Origin of the sequence: Clostridium sartagoforme AAU1, assembly GCF_000401215.1 — a bacterium.
Classification (GTDB): Bacteria; Bacillota; Clostridia; order Clostridiales; family Clostridiaceae; genus Clostridium; species Clostridium sartagoforme.
In genome coordinates, this window is the sequence record NZ_ASRV01000042.1 from 1 (window position 1) to 14,661 (window position 14,661).

The window sequence follows — 14,661 nt, forward strand, 5'->3', positions numbered from 1 at the left end:
CTTTAGAAGTTCATCCTTATTTACTTCTACCCCATCATCCTTATTAATTGCTATCCAACTAATTATAGGGGCTGGACTTCCAGATGATGCCTTTAATGTGTACGTAACAACTGTATTTTCATCAATTGTAAAGGATGTTGAACTAACTGCCTGATTCTTAGATTTTGATACATCTACTCTTTCACCATTAACAGTTTTTTCAGTTTCATTTTTCTTGTAAGTTATAACTTGATCCATAGATCTAGTTACACTCCACCATTCATTGAAGCCTGCTGTTATTGTATAAGTTCCTGGTGAAAGTGTGAATTTGTAGCTAATATCTGTCTTAGCATATAATCCTGTTGAATATTTTTCATTAATATCTGTACTAGCTTTTACTGAAACTTCATTATTAACATATCCCCAAGCATTTTCATTATTGAAAATTTGATCATTTGTCTTATTAATTAAATTAGTAGTATTTTTAGATATAACATCATATATTGGAGATGTTCCAGTTCCTGAATCTATAAAGTACACTAAGTAATTAGGTATTACTTCAAACTTAGCCTTAATATCCCTTTCCTGTGATTCTTCTCCGTTATTTTTTGCTATTCCATTTACGCTTACTGTTTCATATGCACTGTTAAATGTGGTATTAGCCCACTCTACTGTATATTGACTTCCATCAATAGTTATTGCCTTAGGAAGGTTTGTGGAATTTCCCCCTTGAATTACAACGCCTTGATATCCTAAATCAACTATTTGACCTTCTCTTACAATAAGGTTAACAGTAATTACCCTGCCATTTACATACCCATTATCTTCGGCTGCTTCTAATAATCCTGTGATTTTATATTCTCCTTGTTTCAATAGTGCAGAGGTTATTTGAGATTCCTGCCATTTTATATTTATATTTGTAAATTCTTTATCTCCAGCTTTTATATTTGTAGTTTTAGGGAATCTTTCTAAAACTTTTTCAATACTTTCACCAGCTTTTGCATCTACCTCAATTTTATCTGAAGTAGTTAATGGAGTATAAAGAATTTCATTATTAGGATTCCAATTATCATAATATTCTATAGCTATTGTGTTATCATTCTTAACTTGAATAGGTAACCATACATATCTTGAATTTGGTCCTGCTGATCCATTACTACTAGTTTTCCAGCGGTCTCCCATATAAATATATTGTCCTTTTTCTGAATCTACAGTTATGATACTAGTTGGTTGAGAATCAAACCCCTTTTCAGTAAAGCTTACTCCAATACATGGATTTCCAACTTTCTCCCAAGTTTCTCCTTCTGCTGTAATCATACTCTTTGAGCGATAATATACTATTTCTGTAGAATTCCACCCATCGGTTCCTGATGTCAGCATATAGTAGTATCCATTATTATAGAATACTGATGAAGCTTCTCTACTTTTATCCGGTAACATTCTATAGCTAAAATCTTCACCAACCTTAGCTTCTCCACCTTCAATAGATGGACCAGTATACTCTGAATTTAAAAGTGACACATACATGTAAGAATTCATTTCACTTGAATATATTGCATAAGCATCATCTACGCCGTCATTATTAACATCATGCCCATAATCTACAAACATTGTCATGTCACGAGATTCACCCTTACGATTATCATTTAATCCTGGTTTCCAATTCATACGAGTTGAATTTACAAGTTTAAATGGTCCAAATGGTGTATCTGAAACAGCAAATCCTATTTCAGCACGTCCATATCTTGATCCAGTATTTGTATCTTCTGCTCTTGCACCATTCTTTACCCAATTTACTAATGTTTCATTATCATATGTTGGAGAGTCTGAATGAAATGCTATAACAAATTTTTTAGTTTGCTTATTATATAGCATCTTAGGGCGTTCACTAATGTTATATCTTCCATAAAGACGTTCAAAGGCTAAACGAAGAGAATCTTCATCATAAGATTTTGCTATACCCTTTTCTTCATCTTCCCACTCTGTAACATAAGCTTTAACAAAATATTTTGCATCATCAATTTGCTTTTGAGTGTACTCTTCATTTGCTTCAGTTAAATTTGCTAATTCTTTAAACTTATTAAGTTGGCTTACATCAAATTCTAATTTATTCTCTACAGCTTTAACTGGTAAAATATTATTATGCATAGGAAGCACTGTGCCCATATCTTTCCAGTTCAATAAATCTTCTGATATATAACACTTTACACCATCAACTGGTCTTGTAGAATTAGTTTTATCTTCACCGTACCAGAACCAATAATCTTTATCTAATTTTCCATCTCCATTAACATCATAGTTAATTTCTTCTTCATTTAATTTTTGTACTGATCCTCCATGAGCTTCTATAAGGTTTCCCTCTGCGTCTTTCCACTCAGCCCCTGGTGTAATAGATGTATAAAGTTCTACTAATCCTTTAATTGCATTTTCTAAGTTTGTTTTTGCAGCATCTACTTCTTCTTGTACTGGTTTTACATTTTCTAATACATCCTTAGCATTTGTTAATGCTTCTTCAAATACGCTCCAGCTTTCATTTGTGTACTTTTCTTTTTCCTTAGACTTATTATCATCATATAATTTTTGTAAATCTGATGTATTTACATAATTAACTGAATCAACTCCTGTTATTACATCTATTCCATCTAATACAAAGCTTCCACCTTTTACTACTACTTTTGCAGTATGAGCTTTATCACTTAATCCATGGATATAGTAGGAAGTTTGTCTATCTCCTTTACTGTACACTCTTGTATTTTCATTTACTAATTGGTTATCTACATAAACATCTAATAATGCATCAGGTGTATTTCCAAATAAGTTAAAGCCTGTACCATTAAAGTTAAATATAAATGAACTAGTTTTTACAGTATCAGGATCAACTGTATAATAAACATTTGCACCCTTATAATCCATAAAAGTATCTATACGTTGATTATCTTTTAGTGATACTTTTAAGGTATGTGCTTTTTGCTCTAAATTTCTTACAGAGTACATTACACCAGTACTTGTATTTACTCCAAAGTTACCTACATCTTGTCCATCAAGTTCAAAATTATATTTTTGTTGTGCACCAGCACCTGCAAGATAATCAATTCCAGAACCTGTAAAATTAATAACAAGAGCAGGACTATCATTGAAATTAGCCCAAGCATTGGAAGTTTGGCTACCCCATACTTGTCCATTCTTTCTTATTGCATATACAGTATTTTCTGCATTTCCAACTTGAGCTTCATCAGCTATTTTAACAATACTTGTAGGAGCTAACTTAATTGTAGATAAAGCCTTATCAGTTGTTGTAATTTCTGCCTTTGAAAAACTAATATAACCTTGTTTTGATACTACTTTTAGTACATGATTTCCATCTGTCAATTCTTCAGAACTCCAAAGCAACTCATTAATTTCATAATTATTTATATAATCAATATCAGCTACTTTATTGCCATCTAAATAAACTTCACCTTTTCCATTACTCGGATTCCTTATTCCATAAAGGTTAACAGCTGTTCCCTTAAATTGAATTTCCATGGATGTTCCAGTATTTCCCCAAGCATTTGCATCATTTGAACCCCAGCTGCCTTGATAATATACCTTATTTATTACTCCACTTTGAGTCGTAGAATCTTTATGGGTAACTGTAACTCCATTCCAAACTGGGAAGTTAGTATCAGTTCTCATTAATGTACGATTATAATGCGCATATCCTGATTGTTGGAATGTCCAATTTCCAACATATCCTATAGGATTTATTGAATCATTATTTGCTAATGCTGCTTCTTCAGACTCATAAACCTTACCTTGCGCGCTATCATACTTATCAGATTCATAGGAATAACCTTCAATTGGATCAACACGAAGGTTGTCTATTAATGTTTCATAAAAACCTGTTCCTATAGTAATTCTTCCTGCCATTACTGTTGAATCATTATCTGTGTATGAATCTATTATTTTGTTGTCTAAATATAAAGTAAATATATTTTTTCTCGCCTCAAAACCTAAATTATGCCAATCACTCTTATCAAAATTTTCAATAGTTCCTAATTTTACTACCTTACCTAATTTAAGAATTTCATATTTACCATCGGAGTACACACGTGCATTATATGTTGCATGTGAGTCAGTTCCTCCTGCTTTTACTTGCCTAACTCCAATTAGTGCATAATTACTTCTGCCAGATATCTCTGTTGTATGTGTATCTAATAAGAAATCATAAGAAGCTTTATAATTTGTCCATCTAAAATCTCCTAAAGTTGTGTTAGGATTACTTGAAGATGCAGATCCATCTGTTCCACCCCATACTGCCCAATCAGCTCCTATATTATCATGAGTAATCATTTGTTGAAGCATATTTCCATGCTCTTCAGCATCTGGAATTTCTATATCTTCACGTTCAGCACTACCTGCCTTAGCCTGCTTAGTAGCTTCTTTTACAACTTCAAATGCAGCATTTTGATCTGTAGTATAACGTGGAGTTCCGCCTCTTCTATCTACATAATCTCTTCCTTTTTCATCTAAGGCATATTCATCATACTCAAAATCATCAGTATATGGCAGAGGTAATATAGTATCCTCTTTTAACTTTTCTTCAGTCATTGAATTTGATTGATATTCAAAATCTTTAATTCCACTTTTATCTAATGTGGTTATAGTAAGTATTGAATATGGCTTTACTTCTACAGTATAAATTCCATCTTCTGGTGTAATTTCCCCCATATTTTTCATCCAATTTTCATCGTATGATTGTCCACTTTCTGGACCTCTAGTTTCCCATAAATAAACCTTTTCATTTTCTTTTCCACTTAAATTGGATGCATTTATCTTATATTTACGAGTTTGTGATGTATTATTTGCAAAAACAGTTGTATAATCATCTGTTTCAGGATCTTTCATAGTCATATAATTATGAGTTGATGAATCCACTCCGACTCCACCATCAGAGAAAGAGCCATCATTATATGTTGCTTCATTAAGAATCATCCATCTTTCATTCTCTTCAGTATCATGATCATCTTGTCCAACAAAGTTCATTACTTGTCGAACTCCTTGTATTCCACCATCTATTTCATAGAATCCTGACCAAGGATCAAATGCTGATATTAAATGTTTAGGATTATATGATGCACCTTCATAAAAAGCTGCAACTGAAGGTTGAAAATCAAAAGATACTGCATTTAAAGGATTTGATCCAGCTCCAGTCCATGAATATCCAAGCATAACACGAGAAACTACATCTACTATCCCTGCAGTTCCACCTAATCCATTACGATTTGGCTCCATGTTTTCACGATATCTAGCATTAATCATTGGAGCAATTCCTTCTGATATCCATACTTCTTTTGGCTGTTTACCTTCAGATACCAATCTATTTTGTAATTGTGTAAGTTCATTTGACCCTGTTAAGCCATAATGGCAACTAATAACATCTATTTCATCAATTAAATCTGGATTATTTAGTAGAACAGAGCTTATTGTTTTAGTATCTCTGTAACCATCTGCAGCAACAATTTTTATTGATTCATAATCCTCAGTATAATTAGGTTCTTTTTTAATTTCAGCTGTAAAATATTTCAGCCATTCTATTTCATTTTTGCCATTATTTTGAGCTCTTTCATTTTGAGAAATTCCAACATAATCTATTCTATATCCAAATTCTTCATAAAAGGCATCAATTGTTTGCTTATACCATTGATAGCGTGCCTCATAATCTTTATTTGCTGCTAAATTCCATGTCCATCGTGGCTCTCCCCAACGAAGTATTTCTACACTTATGTTAGGATTAATTTTCTTCGCATCTGCTGCAAAATGAAATCCAGCACCTCTTACAACATTCGCAGGCTCATCTGAATATCTCATAGTAGCAGGTTCAGTTCCTGATGATGAATTTACATCAGCACCTAACTCTACCTTTATATGAGTTAATCCCGCACCTGTTTCTGAATTGAATAATTCATTCATTATTTCCCAATATTTTTCTGGATTTTCTTCTTTATAGTCTAACAATAAGCGTGATGTGTTGTTACATGTGACAGTTCCAAAACCTTTGAACCTATTATATTCATCTACCTTAGTCCCATCAATATTTATTTCTTTAACAATTTCTTCTGCCTTAGCTTCTATTGTATTTACAGTTGGAAGTAATCCACAAAATAATGCAACTGATAATACTTTTGCTATTAGCACTTTTAAATTTTTGTTGAATCTCATTTTTCTCCTCCCTTATTGATTTTAACTATAACTACCAAATAAAATTATTATAAAATCCCTCCTAACTTTGTGGCATATAGTTAAAGCACCTAATTTGATTGGATAAAATCCATACAACCATAATTTTACAGAACTTTAAATATCATAAAAATGTTCTATTTTTTTATTTCATTAACTTTTGTTAAACCTTTTCATAAAAATTTAGAAATTTTTTTCTTTTTATAAATCGCATGTATTTTTTTATTATTACATACATTTTTTTCACACAAAAATATCCAAGAAATTATTGTTACATAAAGCATTAAATAGTATTAGATCACCAATTCAGATAACCTAATACTATTTAATAAAAATTCTATCACATACATTTTCAATTTTTCATCATTAACTATTCTAGTAGTCTAATTGTTTTAATCTTAAAATTAGCTGTTCATGACTTGCTTCTACTAATTTATATGATATTATTTTTCTTTCTATTTCCCTTTGAACTTTATCAGAATTGCTAAACAAATCCCTAACCATATTAATTGCATAAGCCAGAACGGTTGCAACTCCAGCACTTCCTAGTTCAATTCCTAAAGTTTCAGTATCTGAAAGCTGTCCCTTCATCAGCTTATATATTTCATTACAATAAGCCCCTTTTATGATTATGACATCATATTTATATTCTAATCCTGTTAATAATTCTAATGGATTAAATGCTTCAAATGCTGGATTTTCCTTTTCTAAAGCTATAAGTTCATCAAGCACAGTACCTGGCGTCTTATTTAAGAATTCAGCTAATGCCATTATTACCTTATTAGAATACTTTTCAATTTTTTTGCTAGTATGAGTCGCAAGTAATTGTTGACTAACTCCAGTTTTTTTATATACATCATATCTTTTGCAATTATTCTTTTGTAAATATAGATCTAAATAATTCATTCTTATACCCTCCTTGTTTTAGTAATTAAATTTATTTTATTACTAAAATATTTTTTATTACTTAATTATATTATATCACTAAATTCATAAAATGTTTCTTTTTATTTAAAATTTTCCGAATAATTTTTTCAGGATTTGGATGTATGACTAACCTTTATCTTAATTCTTATCTCAAATTTCATTAAATACTTTCATTCTACTAGTAAAAAAATAGAAGAGATATTCTTCCCTTCTATTTTTTGATTTTATATTAATTTTTAAATCTTTCATTTTCCTCAGGATAAGGAACTACATAAGCTCCCTTAAGTCCGTTTTTATTTAACTTTATTAACTCTTCTTCTGCTTCTTCATAATCTCTATAATATCCTAAGCAAATTCTCCATCCCTCTCTTGTTGGAGTTTTAGGTTTCTTTACAGGAATATCAATTAAAACCTTATCAACCATAGCTAAACAAGCCTTAGCTACCATGTATCCATACTTAATACTACTAAAGTTTTTTTCTATGTCTTCGTTAGATATAAATTCTGCCTCAACAATAACTGCTGGCATTTGGGTTTCTCTTAAAACAGTATAACTTGCTTCTTTTATTCCTCTGTCATTAGATTTTAGATTTGCAAGCAACTCGTCTCTTATAAATTTTGATAATTCCTCTGCTCTAGTACCTTTTTCAAAAATTACTATTTCGCTTCCCTTTATTGAATCATCCACAAAGGAATTCATATGGAAACTAACAAAGTAATCTGCATTCCAATTGTTTGCTATATTTATTCTGTCTTTTACATCTAAACTTGTATCTGATGCTCTAGTCAGTAATACTATTTCTCCATTTCTTTCTAATAACCTTTTTGCTTCATATACTGCTTCTAAGACGATATCTGCTTCTCTTCTGCCATGCTTTCCTATTGCTCCAGGATCATTGCCACCATGTGCTGCATCTAATACCCACTTTGCCACTTCCGTCCCTCCTATTATTTATATAATACCTAATTATATAAATATTGTATTAATTCATAATTTAGTATACTTAATAGGCTTAGACTTGGTTACAAATTGCGAAGCAATTTTATTCAGTTTACAATGCACAATTCACAGTTCACATCTTTTGGAATAAATTTACGGGTATCAGTAAAAGGGTAACAGTTTTATCTAGTTGATAATTGACGATTAAGGAACATCTACTTCAGAGGTACAAAATCTAAAATTACAGGGATTTTCACAATAACTTTTTATATCTCATTATATGATTGTTAATGAAGAATAAAGAAAATTTCTTTTCTGATTGTAAAATCTCTTCTTTCTTCTCTTATAAAGTCTTTCTCAATTAATTTACTGTTTGCACTACCAAAGTAATTAATACTGTCAGTTAAATCTTTACCAATATAAATTTTCCCGTTTGGATAAGTAATTTTGTAAATAATCTTCATAACTACTTTAAGTCCCCCTATCTCAATACCAGTAATACTACGCTTTAAATTACAAATTGTTCACTATCATTGGTAACAAAACTATTACAAGTGTTTTTTATCATGCAAAAACCTATGTAAAAGTTAATGTACTTTTAGGTAAAAATACCATAAGAGCCTTATTTGAAGCCAAATAAACAGAGTACAAAACTAATGTAATTTTATACTCAAAAGTCGTTATTTTTTTACCTTTGCACCTTAAAGTAAACCTTTAAGGATTTTTCTCCATAATTTTTCATTCTTTCATTACTAATTTTGCTCTGTACAATTAAATTACTTGCTACCTGTTCCCTGACACCTGACACCTGTTCCCTGTTACCTACAACCTGAAATCAACTGTGAATTGTGCACTGTGCACTGTGAACTAAAAACCAACTGTGAACTAAAAAAGTGCACTGCACTTTTCATAAACATCATTCAAGAAGTTTTCTAAATCTTTGCTTTCACCTGCTCCTTGAGCTAATATTTTATTTCCTCCTCCTTTTCCATTTATGTATTTTATATTTTCTTTTAAAAGTTCTCCCATATTAAATAAGGCAATATTATTAGAGCATGTAAAAATTATATTGGATTTTTCTTTATTCTTTATTGCAAACAAGCATATAATATTATTTTTATCAGCTAATTTACTTGACAATTTTCTAATATAATTTATACTTTTTTCTTGAAATATCTTTTTTATAATTAAAAGTTCTTTTTCTTTATGGCAAGTAGAAAGCAAATATTCACTTTCATATTTCATAAGTTCTTCTTCATTTTTCTTTTTCTCATCTAATAAAATTTCTAAATTTTCTTTTAAGTTTTTTATACTATTTAATGATTCTTCTTCATTACTGCTTAGATAATTACAAATGTCTTTTATTATCTTATCATTCTTTAAAGAATCTTCTATCGCTCGTTTACCTGCTAAAAATTCTATTCTTGTATTATTTTTATTTTTTTCATATTTTTTAATCTTAATTAGCCTTAAATCCAATGTGCTTTTTGGATGAACTCCACAGCATGCATTAATATCTAAATCTCCTATCTTAACTACTCTTATTTCCTTATCTGTATTTGGTAAATCTCTTCTTAAATTTAAATTTTTTAACTCATCGTAACTTGGAATAATAAATTCTACCATAATATTTTGTCTTACTATATCATTAGCCATTTTTTCTGCTTTTTTTATTTTATCTTCATCTAAATGTCCAATAATATCAACTGTGCTTATCTCTTTTCCTAAATGTATACTTACTGTATTTGCACTAAATAGCTTAAAAAAGCACCCTGAAAGTACATGCTGAGCTAAATGTTGATGCATACCATCTTCTCTTCTATTCCAGTTTATTTCTCCTTTAATTAAACTACCTTTATCTATATTTTCTGAAATGACATGATATACAATTTCATTTTCTTCATATACTTCTAATACATCTTTCTCGTTTATTTTCCCTAAATCACAGCATTGTCCTCCACCACCTGGAAAAAAAGCTGTTTTATCTAATGCTATATGATATTTATTATTTAATTCCTTTACTTCTATAACCTTTGCCTCAAATTTAGTTTGATACTGATTGGTATAATATAATTTTTCCATATTTCTCACCTTTAATAATTTCCTTCAACATTTAAATATATTTCCTTAGAAATATTACCTATAATTTCATACGCTTGACTACCCCAGTCTAATAAATATCTTTCATCTTCTGTACCGTCATTATATGCTTCATCACTTAAATTCCCTATATCTCTAGTTAATATAACTATTATGTAATCATCTTTTCCATATATTATTCCACAATCATGGTAATATCTATAGTAATCTCCTATTTTATGCGCCACTATATCATGAGGGATATATTTATCTAATCTATCATGAAAAACTGTTTTTGTCATATAATCTATAAGCAATTCATAATATGGATTGTTATTAGGATTTTCATATAATCTATCTAGCACCACATATAATTGTCTTGCAGTAATATAATTCTCATAAGGTATAGATTCATCTCCTGTAATATCTATTAAATAATCTGTTATTGATATTTCACTAATTCTACGAAGCATATTTTTAGCAACATTATCAGATTCAATTATTGATAATCTTACAGCTTCCCCTATTGTAACATTTGTAACATCTTCTAAATAATATAGTACCCCACTTCCATCTTCATCATCTTCTTCCTCATAATAAATTTCATCCTCCAAATTTAATGCCCCTTCAAATACTTGGTCTAAAATCATCATGCATAATGGAACTTTTGTTGTACTTGCTGCTATATAATACCTATCTGGATTTAATAAATATTCTTCTTCAGTATCTAAGTTTTTATAGTATATAGATATATTATCTTTATAACTCCCTGCTATTTCACTAATTTTTTTATCTATCTTATATGATGTTTCTTCATTTTCTATTTTTATAGTGGTCTCTTCTGTATTTTTATTAATATCCTCATAGCTACAACTCTTACTAAATAATATAAATACTATGATTATTAGGATACTTATTTTTTTCATTTAGTTCTCCTTTTTCTCTTTACTTCAGTAATATATTTTAATATTTATTATATCATAAATATTAAAATGTAATTCACCTCAAAAAATTAAAGAGTAGACAATTAATCGCTAAAATAAATATAATTCAGCCGATTTATTATCTACTCTTTATTGAAGTTAATATATCAAAAGCTCTTAGAAAACTGGAAGTACTGATCCATCTGAATATTTTTCTTCAATATACTTTTTAACTGTATCTGATGTTAATGCTTCAGTCAAATCTTTAATCTTTTGGGTATTTTCATTTCCTTTTTTTATTGCTATTACATTATGATATTTCTTTGATGCCTCTGAATTAGCATCTTCTACGAATACTGCATCTTTTGCTGGACTTAGACCTGCTTCTAATGCATAGTTACCATTTATAACTGCTATCGCTACTTCATCTAAAACTCTTGGAAGTTGTGCTGCTTCTAATTCTTCGAATTTTAAGTTCTTTGGATTTTCTATTATATCCTTTGGAGTAACTAGTTCACCATCTTTTAACTTTATTAATCCTGAGTTTTCTAAAACTCTTAAAGCTCTTGCTTCGTTAGATGGATCATTTGGTACAGCAACTGTTGCTCCATCTTGTATCTCTTTTATAGCCTTAATTTTTCTTGAATAAACTGCTAAGGGCTCTAAATGTACTCCCTTTGTATAAGTTAAATGTAATCCCTTTCCTTCATTAGTTTCATCTAAATAAGCTATCGTTTGGAAGTAGTTTGCATCTAACTCTCCTTCTTCTAAAGATGTATTCGGTGTTACATAGTCAGTGAACTCAACTATATTAACTTTATATCCTTTTCCTTCAAGCTCTGGCTTTATAGCCTCTACTATATCCTTATGTGGAACTGGTGTAACCCCTATTGTTATTGTTTTTTCTTCTGATGATGCTGAGCCTGTACTATTATCTGTCTTTGATCCTCCACATCCTACTAAACTTATTGCTAAAGCACCTGTTAATAAAATTGATAAAATTGATTTTCTTTTCATATAAAAACCCCCTTGTTATAATTAAGAATTAATAGTGAATAATTGTGGATGAAACTCTTGCAGAGTTCCTTTAGTTATGGTCTTTTTTCTTTTATTAGTTTCATCTCATTCTTTTTTAGTTAGTTTTTTTATTTTATATTTAAATTTAATAAATAACATTTTAAATTATAATAGCTATTAATAATTGTTAATCGTTAATCGTTAACCGTTAATTGTTACGATAGTTTCTTATACAAGTAATTTCCTAGAGTTTGTAATGCTTGTACTATTATTACTAAGATTATTACTGTCACAATCATTACATCTGTCTGGTATCTTTGGTATCCGTACCTTATTGCTACGTCTCCAAGACCTCCTCCACCTACTGTTCCAGCCATTGCTGAATACCCTATTATGCTTATTATTGTTAATGTTAATCCAGATATTATAGAAGGGATTGCTTCTTTTAACATTACCTTAAAAATTATTTGTGTATTAGAAGCTCCGAAGGATTTTGCTGCTTCTACTACTCCTGGATCTACTTCTTTTAAAGCTGATTCTATAATTCTTGCTACAAAAGGTGCTGCTGCTACTGTTAATGGCACTATTGCTGCTTCAGTTCCAATTGATTTTCCAACTATTAATTTTGTAAATGGTACTATTGCTACCATTAGTATTAAAAAAGGAAAACTTCTTAAAATATTTATTATACTGTCCAATGTATTATATATTATCTTATTTGGTTTTAATCCTTTAGGAGCTGTAACTATTAATGCTATAGCGGGAATAAAGCCTAAAATTACTGAAAACAGTGTTGAAAAAAATACCATTATAATTGTTTTATTAAATGCCGGTAATAATATTTCTAACATTAATTAATCACCTCCAATATTACATTCTTATCTTGTAGATATTTAATTACCTTTTCTTTATCTTCTTGCGCTATATTTATTACTAAACTTCCAAGAACATCTTCTCTAAATTTTTCTAGTTTTCCCCAAACTATTGAAAAGTCTACATTAATTTCTCTGGCCATCTTTGTTATAAGTGCATTTTCTGATGATGTACTTGGAAAAAATAACTTTATATTTACTCCTGTTGTAGGTAGTAATTCGTCATCTTGTTCGCCTAAAAATTTTTTAAGGGAAACTCCTGGGTTTAAAAATAAGTCTTCCGATTTGCCTTGAGCTTTTAAAATTCCGTCTTCTATTAGTGCAACCTTTTCGCATACCTCTTTGACAACTTCCATCTGGTGAGTAACAATAACTATTGTAATTCCTAGTTCTTTATTTATTTTTGATAAAAGTGCTAATATATCTTTTGTTATTTTAGGATCTAATGCTGAAGTAGCTTCATCACAAAGTAGAATTTTAGGTTCTAATGCTAAAGCCCTTGCTATTGCTACTCTTTGTTTTTGTCCACCACTTAAACTTGATGGTTTTACATTAGCCTTTTCAGAAAGTCCTACTAAATTTAAAAGCTCATTTACTCTACTTTTAATTCTTACTTTTTCATATCCCCAAACTTCTAAAGGTAAGGCTATATTTTCAAAGACTGTTTTTCTATTTAATAAATTAAAGCTTTGAAATATCATACCCAAATCTTTTCTAAATTCTCTTAGTTCCAGCCCCTTTAAAGATTTAACTTCACGTCCCATAACTGTAAGTGAACCATCTTCGTAGGCTTCTAATCCATTTATACATCTTAACAAAGTGGATTTACCAGCACCACTATGTCCTATAATTCCATATATTTCTCCCTTTTGTATTTTAATAGACACATTTTTTATAACCTGTATCTCACCAAAGCTTTTGGTTAAATTATTTATTTCAATCATGATTATATTCCCCCCTAAGAAAATTAAAGAAATAAAAAAGTAATATTTTCAAAAGAATAAAAAACGCACTAGAGAATAAATCTCTAGTGCGTATAATGTCACATATTAATTTATTCTCTCATCTATCAGCTAAAAGCTGCAGGATTTAGCACCAAACATAATAAAATATAATTATCTAACATAAATTAGACTTATCATAATCCTATTATAGGTTGCTGGGTTTCACAGGGCCAGTCCCTCCACCACTCTTGATAAGAAACGTATTAAAATATTAAATTTTTCTATTGATATTAATATACATATATAATTTGAATTTGTCAATATATATCTTAAAACTTATTTATGTGTACCTATAAAAATTTAAATACTATAATATCTTTTTCTACATTAACAAGCTCTGCATCTGTATTTAATTCTATAAAATTAATTATGTTTTCTACAGTAGAATCTGCTTGCGAGCTACTAGCACATATTCCTGATATACCAATAACTATGCTTTGATGTAGATCTTGGTTTTCTATTTCATTTACTGATATATTAAATTTATTTTTCAATTTTTGAGTTATACTTCTAACTATCATTCTTTTTTCTTTTAAAGAATGTACCCAACTTGCTCTTAAATTTACACTCATTATTAATACTTTCATCTTAAACCACCCTCGATAAAAAATATATATACTCTAAATTTACATACTTGTTATATTTTGCGAAGCAATTTCTTTTAGTTCACAGTGCACAATTCACAGTTATTTTCATTTTGT

General features: G+C 29.6%; 10 protein-coding genes and 1 riboswitch. All 10 genes read right to left on the reverse strand.

Annotated elements, in window-relative coordinates; genetic code table 11:
* On the reverse strand, positions 1–6,180 hold a 6,180-nt coding region (locus tag A500_RS20705), incomplete at its 3' end, for an FIVAR domain-containing protein (RefSeq protein ID WP_016206258.1).
* Between the two features lie 393 nt (positions 6,181–6,573).
* Complete coding sequence (locus tag A500_RS03755; protein WP_016206259.1) at positions 6,574–7,104, reverse strand: helix-turn-helix domain-containing protein; 531 nt, start codon at positions 7,102–7,104, stop codon at positions 6,574–6,576.
* A gap of 250 nt (positions 7,105–7,354) precedes the next feature.
* Positions 7,355–8,059, reverse strand: a complete 705-nt coding sequence (locus A500_RS03760; RefSeq protein WP_016206260.1) for an N-acetylmuramoyl-L-alanine amidase family protein — start codon at positions 8,057–8,059, stop codon at positions 7,355–7,357.
* Positions 8,060–8,352: 293 nt separating this feature from the next.
* Positions 8,353–8,529, reverse strand: a complete 177-nt coding sequence (locus tag A500_RS20285) for a GIY-YIG nuclease family protein (RefSeq protein WP_016206261.1) — start codon at positions 8,527–8,529, stop codon at positions 8,353–8,355.
* Between the two features lie 421 nt (positions 8,530–8,950).
* Positions 8,951–10,147: an alanyl-tRNA editing protein gene (locus tag A500_RS03765; RefSeq protein WP_016206262.1), complete on the reverse strand. Its 1,197-nt coding sequence runs from the start codon at positions 10,145–10,147 to the stop codon at positions 8,951–8,953.
* 11 nt (positions 10,148–10,158) lie between these two features.
* Positions 10,159–11,070 carry a serine hydrolase gene (locus A500_RS03770; protein ID WP_016206263.1) on the reverse strand — a complete coding sequence of 304 codons (912 nt, stop codon included), beginning with the start codon at positions 11,068–11,070 and terminating at the stop codon, positions 10,159–10,161.
* A gap of 174 nt (positions 11,071–11,244) precedes the next feature.
* A complete protein-coding gene (locus A500_RS03775) occupies positions 11,245–12,084 on the reverse strand; it encodes a MetQ/NlpA family ABC transporter substrate-binding protein (RefSeq protein WP_016206264.1) in 840 nt (279 codons plus the stop codon).
* Between the two features lie 215 nt (positions 12,085–12,299).
* Positions 12,300–12,935 (reverse strand): methionine ABC transporter permease, encoded by a 636-nt coding sequence (locus A500_RS03780; protein ID WP_016206265.1) that lies wholly within the window; start codon positions 12,933–12,935, stop codon positions 12,300–12,302.
* Entirely contained in the window at positions 12,935–13,900 is a 966-nt protein-coding gene (locus tag A500_RS03785) for a methionine ABC transporter ATP-binding protein (protein WP_016206266.1), read from the reverse strand. The genes A500_RS03780 and A500_RS03785 overlap by 1 nt, the downstream gene beginning before the upstream one ends.
* A 115-nt stretch (positions 13,901–14,015) precedes the next feature.
* Positions 14,016–14,158, reverse strand: a riboswitch (SAM riboswitch).
* 92 nt (positions 14,159–14,250) lie between these two features.
* A complete protein-coding gene (locus A500_RS03790; RefSeq protein WP_016206267.1) occupies positions 14,251–14,547 on the reverse strand; it encodes a DUF503 domain-containing protein in 297 nt (98 codons plus the stop codon).
* Positions 14,548–14,661: the final 114 nt, after the last annotated feature.